17 protein-coding genes are annotated in these 18,377 nt (G+C 45.3%); 10 read left to right on the top strand and 7 right to left on the bottom strand.

What is annotated here, in order from left to right:
• The first annotated feature begins 1 nt into the window (after position 1).
• Genes pseC through RT064_RS09000 form a run of 8 tightly spaced genes read left to right on the top strand, consistent with a single transcriptional unit; the run spans position 2 to position 8,474 of the window.
• Positions 2-1,183, top strand: a complete 1,182-nt coding sequence (pseC, locus tag RT064_RS09035) for a UDP-4-amino-4,6-dideoxy-N-acetyl-beta-L-altrosamine transaminase (RefSeq protein WP_313062965.1) — start codon at positions 2-4, stop codon at positions 1,181-1,183.
• Complete coding sequence (gene pseF, locus RT064_RS09030; RefSeq protein WP_313062964.1) at positions 1,183-1,857, top strand: pseudaminic acid cytidylyltransferase; 675 nt, start codon at positions 1,183-1,185, stop codon at positions 1,855-1,857. The genes pseC and pseF overlap by 1 nt, the downstream gene beginning before the upstream one ends.
• Positions 1,854-3,497, top strand: a complete 1,644-nt coding sequence (gene pseG / locus RT064_RS09025) for a UDP-2,4-diacetamido-2,4,6-trideoxy-beta-L-altropyranose hydrolase (RefSeq protein ID WP_313062962.1) — start codon at positions 1,854-1,856, stop codon at positions 3,495-3,497. Before pseF ends, pseG begins: the two co-directional genes overlap by 4 nt.
• 35 nt (positions 3,498-3,532) lie before the next feature.
• Positions 3,533-4,585, top strand: coding sequence for a pseudaminic acid synthase (gene pseI, locus RT064_RS09020; RefSeq protein WP_313062961.1), 1,053 nt, complete (start codon positions 3,533-3,535; stop codon positions 4,583-4,585).
• Positions 4,585-5,841 (top strand): oligosaccharide flippase family protein, encoded by a 1,257-nt coding sequence (locus RT064_RS09015; RefSeq protein ID WP_313062960.1) that lies wholly within the window; start codon positions 4,585-4,587, stop codon positions 5,839-5,841. The genes pseI and RT064_RS09015 overlap by 1 nt, the downstream gene beginning before the upstream one ends.
• Positions 5,838-6,839, top strand: coding sequence for a glycosyltransferase family 52 (locus RT064_RS09010; protein ID WP_313062958.1), 1,002 nt, complete (start codon positions 5,838-5,840; stop codon positions 6,837-6,839). Before RT064_RS09015 ends, RT064_RS09010 begins: the two co-directional genes overlap by 4 nt.
• A 4-nt stretch (positions 6,840-6,843) precedes the next feature.
• Positions 6,844-7,668: a beta-1,6-N-acetylglucosaminyltransferase gene (locus RT064_RS09005; protein ID WP_313062956.1), complete on the top strand. Its 825-nt coding sequence runs from the start codon at positions 6,844-6,846 to the stop codon at positions 7,666-7,668.
• Positions 7,665-8,474, top strand: a complete 810-nt coding sequence (locus RT064_RS09000) for a glycosyltransferase family 2 protein (protein WP_313062954.1) — start codon at positions 7,665-7,667, stop codon at positions 8,472-8,474. The genes RT064_RS09005 and RT064_RS09000 overlap by 4 nt, the downstream gene beginning before the upstream one ends.
• A 1-nt stretch (position 8,475) precedes the next feature.
• On the opposite strand, the gene mnmC1 is transcribed toward RT064_RS09000, so the two are convergent.
• Entirely contained in the window at positions 8,476-10,575 is a 2,100-nt protein-coding gene (mnmC1, locus tag RT064_RS08995) for an FAD-dependent 5-carboxymethylaminomethyl-2-thiouridine(34) oxidoreductase MnmC1 (protein WP_313062952.1), read from the bottom strand.
• A gap of 146 nt (positions 10,576-10,721) precedes the next feature.
• Here mnmC1 and RT064_RS08990 point away from each other — a divergent pair, with 146 nt between their 5' ends.
• Positions 10,722-12,071 (top strand): APC family permease, encoded by a 1,350-nt coding sequence (locus tag RT064_RS08990; protein ID WP_313062951.1) that lies wholly within the window; start codon positions 10,722-10,724, stop codon positions 12,069-12,071.
• Positions 12,072-12,090: 19 nt separating this feature from the next.
• Here the strand turns inward: RT064_RS08990 and RT064_RS08985 are convergent, their stop codons facing one another.
• From RT064_RS08985 to RT064_RS08970, 4 genes are all read right to left on the bottom strand, one after another.
• Positions 12,091-13,362, bottom strand: coding sequence for a TIGR03862 family flavoprotein (locus RT064_RS08985; protein WP_313062950.1), 1,272 nt, complete (start codon positions 13,360-13,362; stop codon positions 12,091-12,093).
• A gap of 44 nt (positions 13,363-13,406) precedes the next feature.
• Complete coding sequence (locus tag RT064_RS08980; RefSeq protein WP_313062949.1) at positions 13,407-13,835, bottom strand: SH3 domain-containing protein; 429 nt, start codon at positions 13,833-13,835, stop codon at positions 13,407-13,409.
• A gap of 65 nt (positions 13,836-13,900) precedes the next feature.
• On the bottom strand, positions 13,901-14,203 hold the full coding sequence (locus RT064_RS08975; RefSeq protein WP_138018662.1) for a YciI family protein: 303 nt from the start codon (positions 14,201-14,203) through the stop codon (positions 13,901-13,903).
• 12 nt (positions 14,204-14,215) lie between these two features.
• On the bottom strand, positions 14,216-14,779 hold the full coding sequence (locus RT064_RS08970) for an inner membrane-spanning protein YciB (protein ID WP_100270300.1): 564 nt from the start codon (positions 14,777-14,779) through the stop codon (positions 14,216-14,218).
• A 204-nt stretch (positions 14,780-14,983) separates the two neighbouring features.
• Between RT064_RS08970 and RT064_RS08965 the strand changes: the two genes are divergently transcribed.
• Complete coding sequence (locus RT064_RS08965; RefSeq protein ID WP_313062947.1) at positions 14,984-15,907, top strand: PHP domain-containing protein; 924 nt, start codon at positions 14,984-14,986, stop codon at positions 15,905-15,907.
• A 119-nt stretch (positions 15,908-16,026) separates the two neighbouring features.
• Here RT064_RS08965 and RT064_RS08960 read toward each other — a convergent pair whose 3' ends face one another.
• Together RT064_RS08960 and ccoG are read right to left on the bottom strand one after the other, a co-directional pair.
• Entirely contained in the window at positions 16,027-16,596 is a 570-nt protein-coding gene (locus RT064_RS08960; RefSeq protein ID WP_313062945.1) for a FixH family protein, read from the bottom strand.
• Between the two features lie 127 nt (positions 16,597-16,723).
• Positions 16,724-18,148, bottom strand: a complete 1,425-nt coding sequence (ccoG, locus tag RT064_RS08955; RefSeq protein WP_313062943.1) for a cytochrome c oxidase accessory protein CcoG — start codon at positions 18,146-18,148, stop codon at positions 16,724-16,726.
• Positions 18,149-18,377 lie beyond the last annotated feature (229 nt).

Below are 18,377 nucleotides of genomic sequence, written 5' to 3'. Positions count from 1 at the left end.
TATGGCAAATCAATTTATCCCTTACGGTCGTCAGCATATCACCCAAACTGATATTGATGCCGTGGTCGCTGTGTTACAGTCTGATTTTTTGACCCAAGGTAGTCAAGTACCGGCGTTTGAAGAACGCGTCGCTACCTATACGGGGGCAAAGTTTGGCGTGGCGGTTAATAGTGCGACGTCAGCACTGCATATTGCCTGTTTGGCATTGGGGCTTGGTCAAGGTGAAAAGGGTAAAGATGACTGGCTGTGGACGACGCCGATTACCTTTACCGCATCTGCCAACTGCGGATTGTACTGTGGTGCTAACATTGATTTTGTGGATATCGATCCGCTAACACTCAATATGTCGATCACCGCCTTGGAAGAAAAGTTACAGCTTGCCGATGCTGAAAACCGCTTGCCAAAAATAGTCATTCCCGTGCATTTCACCGGTGAACCCTGTGATATGGCGGCTATTCATGCGCTATCACAGCAATATGGCTTTAAGGTTATTGAGGATGCCTCCCATGCCATTGGTGGCAAATATCACAATCAACCAATCGGCAATTGTGAGTTTAGCGACATTACCGTGTTTAGCTTTCACCCTGTTAAAATCATTACTACCGCAGAAGGCGGACTGGCAACAACGAATGACTCGGCATTGGCGGAAAAAATGCAGTTACTCCGTAGTCATGGTATTACTCGTGATGTCAATCTAATGACCCATGAACCTGACGGTGGTTGGTATTATCAGCAAATTGATTTGGGCTTTAACTATCGCATGACCGAATTGCAAGGGGCATTGGGGGTGAGTCAAATGAACTATTTGGATGACTTTGTCACTCGCCGTCATCAGCTTGGCAAGCGTTATGATGAATTATTAACAGATTTGCCGATTATGTTGCCTTATCGCAATCCTACTAATTATTCGGGGTTTCATTTATATCCCATTCAACTGACAGCAGACACTGGCAAAACGCGTAAGCAAGTGTTTGACAGTTTGCGGGCGCAAAATATCGGGGTGAATGTGCATTATATTCCAGTGCATACCCAGCCGTATTATGCCAAGTTGGGCTTTAAACAAGGCGATTTTCCCCATGCCGAGCGCTACTATGCCCAAGCGATTAGTTTGCCATTGTATTATGACTTAAGCGAAGCCTCGCAAGCGCAAGTGGTCAATGCAATTTATCAGGCATTAGCATAATGAAGGTCTGTATCATCCCTGCGCGTGGGGGGAGTAAACGCATTCCCCGCAAAAACATCAAAGATTTTTGTGGCAAACCCATGCTGGCGCGTGCCATTGAAACGGCAAAAAACAGCCAATTGTTTGAGCAGATTATCGTCTCCACTGATGATAGCGCCATTGCCGATATCGCTCAACACCATGGTGCAACTGTCAGCCAAAGACCGGCCGAGCTTGCCGATGATTACGCCACTACCGCTGCGGTGATTCGGCATGTGCTGCAGCGCGTGCCAAACGCTAGCCATATCTGCTGTCTATACCCCTGTACGCCGTTATTAAAACCGCAGTATTTAACCGAAAGTTTTGAGCGTTGGCAGTCATCCAACAGTTTGTATTGTTTTCCGGTTTTGGAGTTTGAATCCAATGTGTTACGCTCACTTAAGTTAAGCGATACCGGTGAAGTGTCGAGCATGTTTAGCCAACATGAACTCACCCGAACCCAAGATTTGCCGCAAGCATATTTTGACGCAGGTCAGTTTTATTGGGGCGGTCGTGAAGCATGGCTCAGCGAGGATAAAATCCATAATCATGCCCTAGGCTATGTGTTGCCAAAATACAGTGTGGTCGATATTGATGATGATAACGATTGGCGATTTGCTGAGCGCCTGTACCAAGCGCAATTGGAGCAAGCATGAAGATCATGGTCCGAGCAGACGCAAGTTTAACGATGGGTAGCGGTCATATCATGCGTTGCTTGACCTTGGCTGACCGATTAAAACAGCAAGGGCATGACATCACGTTTATTTGTCGGAAGCATGACGGGCATTTGGCGGATTTGATTGGGCAAAAAGGTTTTGCTGTTCAACTGTTAGCCAAAAGTGAGACTGCAGATTTTATCAAACAGCATGCCCATAGCGAGTGGCTCGGCGCCAGTGAAAACGATGATTTTGCCGAGTGTAAACCCATCTTGCAAGCGTTAAAGCCAGATTGGCTGATTATCGACCATTATGCGATTGGCAAAAACTGGGAGCAGCAAGCCAAACGACTTTTGCCAAACCTTAAAATTTTAGCCATTGACGACTTAGCTGACCGAACGCACGACTGTGAGATTTTGCTCGACCAAAATTTTGGGCGAAAAAACGAAGATTATCAACCGCTTGTGCCAAGTCATTGCCAGCGACTACTAGGTACACGCTATACACTATTACGTGATGAATTTGCCAGCTGGCGAGCAATAAGCCTAGACAGACGTAAAAGCGTCCAGCCGCCCAACAATATATTGGTCAATCTTGGCGGTGTCGATAACGATAATGTCACGCTTAAGATTTTGCAAACTCTCAATACCTTTGTGCAACACTCTACGCAAGCGTTTAACGTGACTGTCGTCATGGGTAAAACCGCACCGCATATCAAAAGTGTGCAAAGGTTTGCCAAACATGCAAGTTTTGCGTGTGCTGTTCTTGTTAATGTGACTAATATGGCGGAGTTGATGGCAAATGCCGACCTTGCGATTGGGGCAGCAGGCAGCACCACCTGGGAGCGCTGCTGTTTGGGCTTACCGATGGTGCTGATCGTGCTTGCCGATAACCAACAGGTGATTGCCAAAGCATTGGCAGATAAAAACCTGGTCAAAGTGGTAACTGACATTGCTGTATTGGATGAGCAACTGCCCCGCTTGTTGAGCGAACTAACCGACAATTATAAAAAATTCAGCCGTCAATCTGCCAAGTTGGTCGATGGCCAAGGGGCGAAACGGGTAGCGCACTGGATTGAATTTGCGCAAAAATTTCAACATTGTCAAGTTCGGCAAGCGACCCAAGCCGATAACCAGATGATTTGGCAATGGCGTAATCACGTTGACGTGCGCCGGTGGATGTTTGGGCAAGATGAAATTGCCCTCGCTGACCATGAAAAGTGGTATCGCAAACAACTTGACCATGCCAATGTGCATTTGCTGATTTTTGAAGTCGCTGGTGAGCCGATGGGGTTGGTCAATGTTACCCAAATGACGGTGGATAAATACCAAACCTTAAATGCTGCAAAAAATACCGCCAATGACAACAGCGCCAGTTGGGGGTTTTATTTATCCCCTAATAGCCCAAAAGGGCAGGGGCTTGGCTTTGCGTTGGGGGTTTTGGCGATTGCACAGATTTTCAACACCACCGACATTGGTAAAATTACCGCGCAAGTGCTGGCATATAATACCGCGTCACTGGCGTTGCATCGTAAATTGGGATTTAGCGAAACAGGTGTGTTAAAACAGCATTTTGGTGTGGGTGAAAAAGTGTATGATGTGGTTGAGTTTGAATTAAAATCGCAAGATTTTTTATTTTAGGGGTGGGTCTTAGTGGGGTTTCTATGAATCAAAATATGAATCAAAATTTCAGCATTAACAATCGCCCAATCGGCATTGACCATGCGCCGTATATCATCGCCGAAATGTCCGCCAACCACAACGGCGACATCAATAACGCTTACCTTATCATTGACATGGCAAAGGCTTGCGGGGCTGATGCGGTCAAAATGCAAACTTACACCGCAGATACCATCACCCTCAACAGTACCGCCGCCGACTTCCAAATTCATGGGGGATTGTGGGACGGGCGTACCTTGTATGACTTGTACCAAGAAGCTTACACGCCGTGGGACTGGCATAAACCATTGTTTGAGTACGCTCACAAAGTCGGTATCACCATGTTTAGCTCACCGTTTGACTTTACTGCGGTGGATTTACTCGAGGATTTGAACGCCCCAGCGTACAAAATCGCCTCGTTTGAAGCCATTGATTTACCGCTTATCAAATATGTGGCAAGTACCGGCAAGCCGATGATTATCTCCACAGGGATGGCGGACCAAACCGAAATTACCGAGGCGGTTGCCGCGGCTCGTGATGGCGGCTGCAAACAGCTTGCGTTATTACACTGCGTGAGTGGTTATCCAGCCCCCGCGCAGGACTATAACCTGCGTACCATTGTCGATATGCAGCGCCGTTTTGGCGTACCGATTGGCTTATCCGACCATACGCTTGACAACACCACCGCCGTCACAAGCGTGGCATTGGGGGCGTGTATCATCGAAAAACACGTTACCCTAGACCGCAATGGCGGCGGCGCAGATGACAGTTTTTCACTGGAAAAAGACGAACTCACCGCCCTCTGCCGTGACAGCACAACCGCTTGGCAGTCGCTCGGACAAGTCAATTATGGGCGAAAATCAAGTGAAATCGGCAATGTGCAATTTCGCCGTTCACTGTATTTTGTCAAAGACATGACGGCAGGGGATGTGATTGATGAAAGCTGTATCCGTAGCGTTCGCCCTGGCTTTGGGCTTGCCCCGAAGTTTTATGATGAATTGATAGGCAAAAAATTGCTAACGGATATCCAAGCCAATACCGCCACCTCGTGGGATGTTCTTGAAAGGTAATGTTAAATAAAATCAAACGTTTAACACACTCTGCTTTGCTCAAAGACAGCCTGATTTATGTGATAGGCGAGATGACCGCCAAAGCCGTGCCATTTTTGCTATTGCCCTATTTGACACGGGTATTAGGCACAACGGGATTTGGTGATTTGTCCTATTATTTATCGCTCACGGCGTTTATTTCAATCGTCATGAGTCTGTCGCAAAATGGTGCTTTGACCCGTTATTTTTATGTGTATGGCAGGCATGGGCTGGGCAATATTTTATTGGCGGGCGGGCTATATAGCGTGGGCGTGCTGCTGATTGGCACAGCGATTAGTTGGCTGTTACATAGCGAATTGCTATTTTACTGCTTTTTTACTGCCTTTTTGCAAACCTTGATTCAAAACCAACTGGCACTGCGGCAATGCCAAAAACGCCCATTTAGCTATCTGACCATCCAACTGGGCTTAGCCTTGGGCAATTTGCTATGGACAGTGCTGATTTTTCAGTTTTTTGCTGGCGATACCACGGATAAAGTTGCCCAACGTCTTATTGCGATTATCTTGGCGCATGGGGTTACTTTTGTGGCAGCGTTGGCGTGGGCAAAATACCAATTTGCTATCAAATTTCGCTTTACCCCAAAACGGCTCAAACTGGGACTTGGCTATATTTTAACGCTAGGCTTGCCGCTGCTGTTACATGGGTTAAGCTATACCATCAAAGGGCAACTTGACCGAGTGTTGATTCACGAGCGGTTTAGCAGTCATGAGCTAGGCGTATACTCAGCAGGGGTGCAAGTCGCTAGCAGCTTGACCATTGTGATTATGGCGATCAATTCTGCGCTGGTGCCTCACTTATATGAACGGCTAAAATCGCAGCGCATGACAGTGATGCAATTGCATCGATTGTTTTGGCTGAGTTTAATAGTGCCTGTTATGTTGACTGCCATGGCTTGGGCGATGCCATCGTCATTGATGGCGTGGCTATTGGGGTCGGATTTTGCCCAGAGCCAGTATTATGTGGTGATGTTTGTACTGGCGTTTTCGCTGATAATTCCGTATTTATTGTTGGTGAATTTTTTGTTTTATCATGCCAAAAGTGCCCAAATCTCGCTGTGTTCCGTCATCTCAACGGTGGTGTATTTGGTTGCCTTGTGGGTGTTAAGTGGCGTATCACTGGCGGTGGTGCCGTATGCGACTATTATTAGTGGCGTGGTGATTTTGCCACTGTTATATTATTATACGCTGCAGGTGGAAAAGGTCAAAAAAACGCCATGAATCTTATTATTTGTATCACCCCCTTGCAAGTGTTGATTGCCAAGCAAATTATTAAGCAGCACAGTACCCCCTTTATCGGGCTTTATTTGCCGTATGGCGCCCATTCAAAAAGCGAGCCCAAACACCGCTATTATTTTGACCAACTTGAGCAAGTCTGCGAAAAATCCGCCTTTATCGAACTGAACAATAAAACCTGGGGCGAGCGTTTTGCCACCCTAAACCACATCAAAACCACACTTAACACGCTTGATATTTGGCAAAAACCTATCGAAAACGTCTATCTTGCCAGTATTGACGTGTTGTTTTTGCAATATGTTATCTCTAAAGTAAAATTCCAACAGCTGTATACCTTTGATGACGGCACCGCTAATATTTTCCCCAATTCTAGCTATTTTCAACCGTTACCAAAATCCTTGCCATTACAACTGTTTAAACACGCCGTGGGCATTACTTATCCCAGTATTCCCAGTATTTTGGCTATCTCCAAAAAACATTTCACCATTTTTCCCCATGAAAAAAATATCATAGACACTACCCATCCCGTTTATTTGTTTGATAAAGTAGACAATCAGCCTGATGAGAATTTGCCGGTAAAACGGCTGTTATTGGGGCAAGCCCTCGACAATTTTATCGGTGACAAAGCTTATGCTGATATTGTAGAAACAATGGTCAAGGCATTTCACCTTGACGCATTTTGTCCACACCCGCGAGAAAACTTGGATTTTAGCCATCTTTTGCCGGTGATTGATAGCGATAAAATCATTGAAGATTATCTAAGCGAGGCATTGCAACAAAACCCCCAGCAACGCTTTGAAATTTATACCTTTATCAGCACTGCCGTGTTCTCGCTCAAAGAATTTCCCCGCACCCAAGTATTTATGGTGTATACCCAAGCGCTGTGGGATAAATTCCCTGATGCGTATGAATTTCTTGCCAGTCGTGGTTTTACCCTGATTAATTTAGATGACGCAGATAATCTAAATGCGTTCAAAGGGTAATCATATGAAAAAACACGCCTTACTTATCCAAGCCCACCAAGATATCAGTTATTTTATCAAGCTGGCGAAAATTCAGCCCAACGTCAATTTTTATGTGCATATGGATGCGAAATCCGATTATTTTCCTAACGCTGAGACTACACAGCTAGCCAATGTATTTTTGCTCAAAGATAGAATAACGGTGCGTTGGGGTGGGTTTACCCAAATTGAAGCAACATTAAAATTGTTTGAAACGGCGTTTGCCAATAAGGAAAATGCTTATTTTCACCTAGTAAGCGGTGAAGATGTGGTGTTACAACCATTTGAAGTCATAGAAAAACAGTGGCAACAGCGGTTTGATTTTCAGGCGATGATGACCTGCGAGATGGCGCCACAGTATGCCTATCGCTTTATCATGGACAGTCCCCATGCCGACAGCGACTGGCAACGGCAATTGACGGGCAAAATCATCACCAAACTGCAACAAGGCTTGGCAAAAGTAAAACCCTATTACTCGCCCATTTATTTTGGCTCACAATGGTTTTCAGTGACGCGTGCAGACTGGGAAAAAATTGTGCCTTTTATCAATGAATACAGTGATTTTTTCCGTCACAAACTGGTGCCCGATGAACACTTTTTTCAAACCCTAATTACTGAAAAATTAACCAATCAAATTCGCCTAAGCAATGATAACCGCCGACAGATTATTTTTGACAAAAATGTAAATAATGGCAATAGCCCGATTTATTTGGATTTATTAAAGCTTGAGCGGGCGAAATTTGATGGCTATTGGTTTGCGCGTAAAGTAAAAAAGGATGTGGCATTGACTTGGCTGGGTGAATTAACATGAAATTTTCTGTACTGATGTCCCTATACGACAAAGAAAACCCCGAATTTCTAGCCGAATGTCTAGCCAGCTTGGTCAACCAAACATGCCAACCCGATGAGGTTGTGTTGGTTTTTGATGGTCCAATCAATTTGGCATTACAAAAAGTGGTACAAGAGTTTAAGCCGCAACTACCGTTAACGATTATCGCTTTAACAAACAACCTGGGGCTTGGACAGGCTTTGAATGCAGGTCTAAACGCTTGTCAACATGACTGGGTCATGCGCATGGATACTGATGATATCTGTGTGGCTAACCGCTTTGAACAGCAAATCAACTTTATCCAAAACCATCCCGACATTGACGTGTTGGGCGGGCAAATCATTGAATTTGAAAAGCAGCTGTCACAGGGGAAAAAATCTCGCACGGTGCCAACCTCACACGAGGCGATTTTTGCCTCAGCCAAGTCGCGCAATCCCATCAACCACATGACCGTTGCCTTCAAAAAATCAGCGGTACAAGCGGTCGGTAGCTATCGCCATGCGCCGCTGTTTGAAGATTATGATTTGTGGGTACGATTATTGGTCGCTGGCTATCAGTTTGCCAATTTGCCCGAGGTGCTGGTGTATGCACGCGCAGGGGATGCGATGTATGAACGGCGCGGGGGCTTGGCGTATGCCCGATACGAGTGGGCTATTCAGCAAAGCTTTTATCAACAAGGGTTTTTGCCTATTGCGCAATTGTTTAAAAACCTCGCCATTCGCTTACCGGTGCGATTATTGCCAAATAGTTTACGCAGTTTGGTTTATCAAAAACTGCTGAGAAAATGACTTAGCGTCGAATGACCTTGCGATTGGGGCTTAAACTGTTGACCATCTTGTTAGCTAACGGCAATATTTCCCCACACATCAGTCCCGCCAGCAATTCACTACAAATCGGCGCATAAGCATAGCCTTTTGACCCCAATGCCGAAAAGCTCCATACTCGGCTATTGTTTTCATAACCCGCTTGCCACACCTGACCAACTAGGGGTAGATAATCCACGGTTTGGCTGCGGATACTGGCGCGACCCTGCCAATGGGGTATGTTTTTTTCGACGGTAAATATATCGGTGTTATTGACCAAATCGGGCACCGCATCCGCCAAATCTGCCACATTCATCTTATGGTCAGCAACTGCTGGCGCAGTATCCAAGGTATCCCTGACAAAACTTGCCCCAAGCATGACATGGTGTTTACTGTTTTGGTTAAAACTGGCGTAATAACTGCCATACTTTAGCGGCAGTTTTGGCAACTGTGCTTTATCATGCTCATCGACAGCAAACCACGTCACTTGCCCACGGCTGTGATTAAAGCGTTTGATGGGGGGTAAAAAATCGCAGGTGTCTAATGCCATGCACAAAATCACATGGTCAAAAAACTGCTGACGCTCAGTGAATGTTAATAGCACTTGGTCGCCATCTTGCTGAAAATAGGCTTGCTGAAAATAGGTTAATTCCTCGGCTTGAAAGCTGATATTGGGGTGGCATAAAACAGCGTTGGCAAAGTTTGCGGTCGTGATTAAGCCCGCATTGGGCAAAAATATCGCTTGCCCGACATCAAAACCTGTCATTGCTTTGGCTTGTTCAGCGGTCAATAAACGAGCAAATTCAATGGGAAAATCTTTGACTTCATCAAGATGTAAGCGATTGTGTGAGAGTAAATCCAAACAGCCGGTGGTTTGTAGGATGTTAATACCGGTTTGTGCGGTCAAATAAGGATAAAATCGACAGCTTGCCAAATAACCAATCGCATGCAAATTGGTTTCAAGGCGTTTTAGGCTGGTAAGTTTTGGTGCAAGAAAACCGCGGATATTGCCCGATGCGCCTGCCAATGGTTGCGCTTTATCAAAAATGGTGACCTTGTGTCCACGGGCGGCTAAGGCATAGGCACTGCTTAAACCCGCTACACCCGCCCCAATCACCGCCACAGACAGCGGTTTTGTAATAGCGGAAAAATTGGGTAGTTCAAAGCCTTTAACGTTATTGGCTTTTCGACGCTGACGACGTCGGGATTCAAAAGATGCAGTAAAAGGTAGGGTGACAAAAAATGGTTTAATTTTTTTGTTATAGCGAAAATAAACCTCGCAAAAATTGGCGGACGTTAACTTAGGTTGAAAGCTTGCGGTGAGCATTTCTCGCTTTTTGCCAAAGCCTTTACGTTTGGCTAAGGTAAAACCGTGATGTTTTAGTCCCTGTTTGACTGCGCTTGCCACGCTAAATGTCGCCAAAGTCGTGTGAGGTTTGGATAACCTTGCAATTTGAGCAAATAAACTCTCTGACCAAAGTTCTTGATTACAGCTCGGCGCAAACCCATCAAGCAGCCACGCATCGATTTTGCCTTGTCCAGTCACTTGCGACAAACTACTCGTCGCATCGCCAAGCCATAAATCAATCGTCAATCGTTCATCAAACCAGTTCAAACGATGGCAGCCAGCCAGTGGCGGCGGATAGTTGTCAATGAGCTGTTGTGATAACCCAGCAAGCTCTGTCCACACGCCCAGCGCTTGTTCAAGGTCAGTTTTGCGTAGGGGAAACTTTTCGGTGGTAATGATATGTAAATGGCTGTGATTGTCATGTCTGATTTGTTGCCACAGTTGCCAAATAGCCAAGATATTAAGCCCTGTCCCAAAACCAATTTCACCGATGACAAATCGTTCAAAGTTCCCCAAATTAGCGAGGCGAGTGGCTAAGTCGTTGCCATCAATAAAAACATGGCGAGATTCTGCCAAGCCGTCCGTTTTGGAAAAATAAACATCACCAAATTCGTTAGAGAGGGGGACAGTCACGCCGTTATCATCTAGCTGCCATTGCAGTTTGGCGGTTTGAATGGTTGCTGCTGGGGTGCTACTTTTGCTCGAGCTTGTGACAGGAGGTTGGCTAGATTGTGACATCAGTGACCCATAATAAATAACTAAAAGTTAGTGCTAAGTAAAATATTACTAATACAAGGCTTGAAAACAGCGATTAGGGGGTATAGCATAACTGATTTTTTATCGTTGCAACATGGTATGCAGCTTTTTTTGGGTGTGGTAACAACATGAATCAATCAAATAACGGACGTTATAACCTAATCACCGCATTGGCAATGATTGTAGGGATTGTGATTGGCTCAGGGATATTTTTTAAGGCAGACAATGTTTTAAAATATACCAACGGCAATGTGGCGTTGGGCGTGGTGGTTTTTGTATTGGCGGCGGTGGCGATTATTTTCGGTTCGCTATCGATTGCTGAGCTGGCAAAACGTACCGATGCGCATGGCGGATTGATTGGCTATGCCGATGAATTTGTCAGTCCACATTTTTCTACGATGATTGGCTGGTTTCAATTGTTTTTGTATTACCCGACGCTTGGCGTGGTGGTGACGTGGGTAGTGGGTATTTACACCGCCCTATTATTTGGGGTAAAAGAGGCATCGCTTGAATTACAAATGGGCATTGGGCTTACGTGGTTTGTCATTTGTTATCTGTTTAATGTGATGGCAGCGGTGTTTGCAGGACGTTTTCAAGTCTTTGCCACTGTCGTTAAATTAATTCCGTTATTTGTGCTAGGGGTGATGGCGTTTGTCTATGGCGACCCTGTGGCTGCTTTAACCCATCCAAGTGAATCCGCGCGTCAAGCGACCCAGTCTTTGGCATGGCTTGGCGCCATTGGTCCGATTGCGTTTTCGTTTGATGGCTGGGTGGTCTCTACCAGTATTTCAGGGGAAATCAAACATGCCAAACGTAATTTACCGATTGCCCTAGTTGTCGCGCCTATGTTGATTTTATTGGGCTATTTGCTGTATTTTGTTGGCCTCACCTCCTATCTAGGCGCCGAACAAGTGATGGCATTGGGTGATGAAAGCGTCTATGTGGTGGCAACCCAGTTATTTGGCGAAACCGCTGCCAAAGCCTTTTTGGTATTTGTGGTGATTTCGGTGATGGGTACAGTCAATGGCTTGGTATTAGGGCTGATTCGTCTGCCGCATTCTTTAGCGCTCAAATCTTTGATTCCGTTTAGCGCGCAATTGCGTCACGTCTCGCCCAACTATCAGCTATCGGTTGGTGCCGCGCTGCTGGGGTTTGCCTTATCTATGTTTTGGGCGGCTGTGCATTATGCGGTGATGAAAAACCAGCTGCTTGGCGATATGGATATCTCAGAAATCGCGATTGTGGTGAGTTACTTACTGTATTTGGTATTTTACTTCGCTGTGTTTCGATTATGGCAACAAGGTCATATCAAAAGTATGTTATTGGGTGTGATATCGCCGATTTTGGCGGCATTGGGCTCATTGATGGTAGTGTTTGGCGGTATGCAAAATCCGCTGTTCTTGCCTGTCTGCTTGCCGATTTGTGCGCTTGTGCTCCTGCTTGCCTACTTTTACAGTCGCTATCTGCACAGTCAATAACTACCTTACACCAAGTACCTTACTTTAACTTTTTGGATAACGCTAAAAACTGTGCCACGCCTTGTCCGACGGCTCGACCTGTGGCAAAACAAGCCGTCAGCAGATAGCCACCCGTTGGCGCATCCCAATCAAGCATCTCGCCACAGCAAAATACATAAGGATTAGATTTTAGCGCAAAATCCTCGGTTAATGCTGTGCGTTTTACCCCGCCGCCACAGCTAATTGCTTCTTCAATCGGTCGAAAACCATCGAATTCTACGGTTAACTGTTTGATTGCCTTTGTCATCTTATCGGCATCATGCCAGTGCGTTTTTGCGACGATTTCTCTGAGTAAGGCGATTTTGACAGCATCAAGTCCTGCCTTTCGCCAAAGGTTAGCGAGCGATTGTTTTTTGGGGTTTTTTAAACTAGTCAATAATTTTTCGTCAGACACATCAGGCAGCAAGTCAAGTTGCAGTGATACTTTGCCCGTATGATTTAATTGCTCACGCATGGCACGATTGAGCCGGTATATCAGCCCGCTTTCCATGCCATAATGAGTGAGAATAATATCACCAAAACCCTGCTCAATTTTGCCATCGGGCAATGTCACCTGGGCTTTTATGCGTTTTAATGCTTTGCCAAAATCGCGGTGCAAATGCGCCGACCAAGGCTGCGACAGTGGGCGACAGATACCGACATTGCTGGCATAAAACGGCGTCAATTCTGCATCGCTGAGCCATGCCTGCCATTTGCCATCACTACCGAGCCGCGACCATGACATCGCGCCCGTTGCCAACACAATCGCATCAAAGCTTTGGGTAACAGTCAGATTGCCGCTTTCATGCGCTACCGAAAAAGTTGCTTGCTTGCCGTCAATGTTGTCACAGCTATGCCGATAAAAAAACGTCACGCCGTCCTGCTGCAGCGCTTGCAACCACGCCCGCAGTAGCGGCGAGGCTTTCATCATGGTAGGAAAGATGCGACCTGTCGAGCCAACAAAAGACTCAACCCCCAAGCGGGTCATAAAATCACGGATATGCGCTGCATTAAAATCTTGAATATACGGCGTAAGCCAATCATTGGGCTGATAGCGCGTGACAAAGGTATCAACGGGCTCAGCGTGCGAGATATTGAGTCCAGATTTACCGGCCATCAACAGTTTGCGGGCAGGGGATGGTTTTTGTTCAAATACGTGGATTGTAACATCAAACTGGCGCAGATAATCTGCCGCCATCAGGCCAGCAGGACCTGCGCCAATGATGGCGACGGTGGGCTTTTTTGGCAAGTCGGCTTGGTTATTTGGCATCATAACAAGTCAATGTCAGGCTTATAATAGTAGGCTTATAAAATCGATTACCAACGACCTTTACGCCCTGCGACCAGCCAACCCAGAGCGATACCCAGTATCCCACTCAGTAATGCCGTGACCGCACCATAGATAAAAATCTGTCCACTGCGCTCATTGACAAGCACTTTGACCTGCGTGTTTAAACTATCGACTTGGTTTTGTAATTCAGCATTTTTTGCCAAGAGTTGTTGGTTGGCCTTGGACAACTGGCTGTCAGTAGGCTGGTTGAGCTGGGCAAGGGTAGGTTGTTTGGGGTTTTGCATCGGTGAGGTGCTACTGGCAACGCTTGAGGCAAGCTCTGGCTGTTTGGCGAGCGGTTGTCCTGTTTTTGGGTCAGTGACGACAACTTGCGGTGCTGCATGGGTCAGGCTTGTCACCTGTAATACCGTCAATAACACTGCGCCGCTTGCCAACGTGCCCACCAATTTTTTCATGCTTACCACCTATCACCACCCAGACTTTGCCAATTATGTACTGCAAACAACGGTTAAACCCAACATTAACTCACTGATTTAGGAAAAACTTGGATAAAGGGTTTGATATCCACATGACTATACACACCATTTAATAAGTAAGGCTCTTCACTTGCCCAAGCTTGCACGGCTTCATCGCTGTCAAAATCCACAACCAATACACTGCCACTCATTTCAGGCTCTCCATGCGCAATTGGCGTAGGGCCTGCGATAATTAGACGGCGCTGCTCATCTAACCGCGTAAGACGCTCAAGATGAGCCGGGCGAAACTGTTTGCGTAGCTCAAGGCTATCAGGGACGTCATGACCGATAATAATATAAAGTGCCATCCATATTCTCCTTTAGTTTTTTCCTTTATCATTGATTTGTTGCTGTATGTCTGGGTTTAGATGGTTTTTTAAGAACACAAATTGCCCGATTAAAAACACCAGCATTACCGGTATCCATCCCCAGCTTTTAAAATTAATCCAAGTATCGTTGTTGGTAAAAAACGCAAAATAATATTGCAAACCTGCCATCAGCAAGAAATACCCTGCCCAAGCGAAGGTGAGTCTATTCCAGCCCGATTGGGTCAATCGAAACACATTTTTCATTGCCAACTCTAATAGCGGTTTACCTATCGCGACACTGATAATGAGGGCAACTGCAAACACGCTATTGATGACAGTTGATTTCCATTTTAAAAATGCTTCGTCATGGAAAATTAAGCTTAATCCACAAAATCCCACGGTTAAAATCAGCGTCACCCACTGCTGTTTATTGAGCTTGCCTTTTTGCCGGGCAAAATGCACGACATATACCACCAGTGTCGTAATCAATAACGCCGCCGCACCTGCCAATACCCCTTGCTGTTTGGAAAAGTAAAAAAATGCCAGTAAAGGTAGCAAATCCAATAAACCGCTCATAGTCATCTCTAACAAAAATCGCTTGTAAAAATCTTAGCCGCTAGTTTACACGGATATGCTAAAATCGAAAAGTAACTTTGCGATTTTCCTTGCTTCATCCACCACGTGCACTTGTGAGTAAGCCAGCGCAGAGTTAACCCCTCTTTGTCTTAACCCCTTTTTGTCCTATTGTTGGCAACCAGCTTTTGTAATTAAGGCGTATTTGTGAATTCTTTAAATCTTGATATCTTGTCTAGCAGTCCTATTTATACCCAACTTCCGATTGATATGCACTGCCACAGTACTCGCTCAGATGGCACTTTTAGCCCAAGCGAAGTGGTGCAAAAAGCGCATGAAAAAGGGGTGAAAGTATTATCCTTAAGCGACCATGATACGGTACTTGGTATCCTTGAGGCGCGCCAAACCGCTGAAAGTCTTGGTATGACGCTGATTCACGGTGTTGAAATCAGCTGTCGTCATCGTGTCATGGGCGGCTACTCCAAAAAACCTGCCCAAAATGAAAAAGTGATTCATGTACTGGGGTACGGCTTTAGTGATATCGAAACAATGCATAGCAAACTCGCTGCCATCCAAGCCAATCGAGAAACGCGCGGCTATGCGATGTGCGAGCGTGTGGCAAATACCTTTAAACGCCCGATGGATGAGATTTGGCAGGCGGTGTTAGTGCAAGCCAAAGGTAATCCGCAAGCGGTCGGTCGTACTCATATTGCCAAAGTGATGGCGGATCAAGGCTTGGTGAGTGATGTACAAAAAGCCTTTACCGGCTATTTGGCTGACCATAAACCTTGCTATGTGGCACTCGATGGCTTATCGCTTAAAGATTGCATCAATTTGATTCATGAGTGTGGTGGCAAAGCGTCTTTGGCTCATGCGACCCGTTACAATTTAACCGCCAACAAAGTGCGTAAACTGATTGCAGATTTTGCCAGTAGCGGTGGCGATGCGGTGGAATTACCCGCCAGTAATGAACCGACTTCAACCCGCCATATGGTCGATCGGGTGATTAAAGAGCATGAGTTAAAGGTGTCTATCGGTAGTGATTTTCATGGCAGCACCATGCCTTGGCGGGTGCTTGGCGGTGTGCCAAAACTCCATGAAGGGCAAGTGGGGATTTGGGAAAGTTGTTAAACACTTACCATTTCGTTGACTACCTAGCAAGATTTTGTAGTATTTTTGGTTATGAGAATATCTATGAAAGGCACAAGGACGCCAAGTGCCGATTATTTATTAGTTAGTCTTAGCCAGTGTTAGTCTGGTTTTTTATCAAACGCCGTCAGTGGCTTAAAGTCAATCGACTTCGCCATCGGCAATTCCTCAATCGCACGCAGTCGCCAGCTATTGGCTGGGTCATGCACCACAATATAGTATTTGCCTTTAGACGAGTCTAGCTGTACATTGCCCGCATAACTGCCATCACTTAACCGTTTGACGATAATGTCGCGGTCTTTTTGCTTTTGGGTGGCATGGGAAATCTCCACTGCCAATTGCTCAGGTGCGTTAAACTTGTCACTGGCGGGCGCCTCAAGTTTAAAATTGACGGACTGATTATGAATCATCATTTGACCGGTCAGCCCCAAATCATGCGCCAATTTGTCTTTGGACACATCCGCATATAAGGTCTTACCATCCATGTACCAGTCATCACGCACGGTAGAGTCTTGGATTCTCACCGAGTAAAACACAAACCAAATACAGGCGACTACCACAAATAGCGGCAGACCAATAACAAAAATCCAAACCATATAATTTTTATACCAAAGTTTGGATATCGACTGATTAGAAGTTGATGAAGCAGGAGAATTTGTCGGTGTTGCCATAGACCACTCAGCAGATAACAATCAAAAAGCTAGTATAGCAGAAAAACCCATGCCCCAATAACGTGCGCTAATAATTTGGCACAAAAAAAGCCGATTATCAAAATCAGCTTTTTTAGGGCAATCAAACTTATTTATCGGTGGTGAACACGTTATCTTTTACCGCTTTATATTTACCGCCATCATCCACGCTCACCACTTGCATTTGGATGGGAATATTGCTTTGGGTAATCACTTTTGGATCGCCCAGCACACTGACAGGGAAGTCATAACTTTCGCCTGCTTCTAATGGAATGGTTTTAAAGCGGCTATCAAGTTTTAAGCCGGGTTGTGGTGTCAATGTCACCGCATAATCATGGTCTTGCTGGGTTTTATTGGTGATTTTGACGATGTAGTTATTTTCTACCAAACCTTGCGCATTGATTGACGACAACTGATTACGGTCACGGCGAATATCAATCTGCAGCGGTACACGACTGGTTAAAAAATAAACCCCTGCCCCAATCAACAACGCAATCACCGCCAAATAAGCAAAAAACCGTGGACGCAAAATTTTACTTGGCTGATTCTCGACCAATTGGCGCTCGGTACTATAACGAATTAAACCACGAGGTTTATTAACCTTATCCATGATGTCATTACACGCATCGACACAAGCAGCGCATTGAATACATTCAACTTGCAGCCCATCACGGATATCAATACCCGTAGGACAAACTTGCACACACATTAGACAGTTGATACAGTCGCCTAAATTTTCATCTTCGCCGCCTTTTTTGCGCGCACCGCGTGGCTCACCACGTTTATAGTCATAGGTCACAATCAAAGTATCTTTATCAAACATCACACTTTGGAAGCGACCATAAGGACAAATATGGGTACAAAAATGCTCACGCATATAGCCTGCATTTGCAAAAGTAGAAAAAGTAAAAATTAAAATAGATACCCAAGTCAGAGCAGACCAATCTGGAACAGGAATACCGCCCAATGATTGCCAACTATGATAAAGATAATCAGTACCAACCGCATAACTGGTAAAAGTCAATGCAGTTACTAATGCCATGATAAACCAAATAAGGTAAACCAGACTGCGCTTCATAATTTTTTCGCCATTCCAAGGCGCTTTATCTAACTTAAACTGCTTATTACGATCACCGATGATAAGCTTCTCAGTATATTGATACATATGCGTCCAAATCGTCTGTGGACAGGCATAACCACACCACACACGACCGGCATAAACGGTTACCATAAACAATAAAAAGGCAGCAACCATAAAGAAAAACGCAAAAATAAAAACGTCTTGGGGTAAAAAAGTTAGCCCAAATAGCACAATCTTAGAACCCGAGAAATCAAACCATATTGCTTGGTGTCCGCCGTAGCGAATCCATGGCAACACCAAAAACAACAACAATAAAAAATACATACTGACAACGCGGATGTTTTGATAAAAACCCGTCACAAAACGGGGGTGTACGCGCTTTTTAGTGGCATCTACTTGGTGGACAGGGAGTCTAAAATCATTACCAGCAGGGGAAGGAGGTTGTACAGACATTGTTTGCCCTCACATATTTTCTGACATGAACATAAAAAAATTGCGAGACGACGACCGTAAAACTAGCGAACATCGCCTAACGAAAAATTGCTTAAACAATATATTCAATTATATATCAAATGGCGGTAAATACCCACAAAATAAAGGGAATTATCAACAACTGCAAAATAAATCAAAAAACTTTTCGTAGTGGTATTGACAGGTAAAAAGAAAAGCGTATAATACGCAC

The sequence above is a fragment of the Moraxella sp. CTOTU49097 genome (assembly GCF_032064105.1).
Lineage (GTDB): Bacteria > Pseudomonadota > Gammaproteobacteria > Pseudomonadales > Moraxellaceae > Faucicola > Faucicola osloensis_B.
Note: the sequence above shows the minus strand (reverse complement) of the source record. Positions and strands in the feature narration are given on the sequence as shown.

What these genes read in the sequence shown, in the direction of transcription:
- pseC (WP_313062965.1), top strand. Translation starts at nt 2, where the DNA reads ATGGCAAATCAATTTATCCCTTACGGTCGTCAGCATATCACCCAAACT.
- pseF (WP_313062964.1), top strand. Translation starts at nt 1,183, where the DNA reads ATGAAGGTCTGTATCATCCCTGCGCGTGGGGGGAGTAAACGCATTCCC.
- pseG (WP_313062962.1), top strand. Translation starts at nt 1,854, where the DNA reads ATGAAGATCATGGTCCGAGCAGACGCAAGTTTAACGATGGGTAGCGGT.
- pseI (WP_313062961.1), top strand. Translation starts at nt 3,533, where the DNA reads ATGAATCAAAATTTCAGCATTAACAATCGCCCAATCGGCATTGACCAT.
- RT064_RS09015 (WP_313062960.1), top strand. Translation starts at nt 4,585, where the DNA reads ATGTTAAATAAAATCAAACGTTTAACACACTCTGCTTTGCTCAAAGAC.
- RT064_RS09010 (WP_313062958.1), top strand. Translation starts at nt 5,838, where the DNA reads ATGAATCTTATTATTTGTATCACCCCCTTGCAAGTGTTGATTGCCAAG.
- RT064_RS09005 (WP_313062956.1), top strand. Translation starts at nt 6,844, where the DNA reads ATGAAAAAACACGCCTTACTTATCCAAGCCCACCAAGATATCAGTTAT.
- RT064_RS09000 (WP_313062954.1), top strand. Translation starts at nt 7,665, where the DNA reads ATGAAATTTTCTGTACTGATGTCCCTATACGACAAAGAAAACCCCGAA.
- mnmC1 (WP_313062952.1), bottom strand. Translation starts at nt 10,575, where the DNA reads ATGTCACAATCTAGCCAACCTCCTGTCACAAGCTCGAGCAAAAGTAGC.
- RT064_RS08990 (WP_313062951.1), top strand. Translation starts at nt 10,722, where the DNA reads ATGAATCAATCAAATAACGGACGTTATAACCTAATCACCGCATTGGCA.
- RT064_RS08985 (WP_313062950.1), bottom strand. Translation starts at nt 13,362, where the DNA reads ATGATGCCAAATAACCAAGCCGACTTGCCAAAAAAGCCCACCGTCGCC.
- RT064_RS08980 (WP_313062949.1), bottom strand. Translation starts at nt 13,835, where the DNA reads ATGAAAAAATTGGTGGGCACGTTGGCAAGCGGCGCAGTGTTATTGACG.
- RT064_RS08975 (WP_138018662.1), bottom strand. Translation starts at nt 14,203, where the DNA reads ATGGCACTTTATATTATTATCGGTCATGACGTCCCTGATAGCCTTGAG.
- RT064_RS08970 (WP_100270300.1), bottom strand. Translation starts at nt 14,779, where the DNA reads ATGAGCGGTTTATTGGATTTGCTACCTTTACTGGCATTTTTTTACTTT.
- RT064_RS08960 (WP_313062945.1), bottom strand. Translation starts at nt 16,596, where the DNA reads ATGGCAACACCGACAAATTCTCCTGCTTCATCAACTTCTAATCAGTCG.
- ccoG (WP_313062943.1), bottom strand. Translation starts at nt 18,148, where the DNA reads ATGTCTGTACAACCTCCTTCCCCTGCTGGTAATGATTTTAGACTCCCT.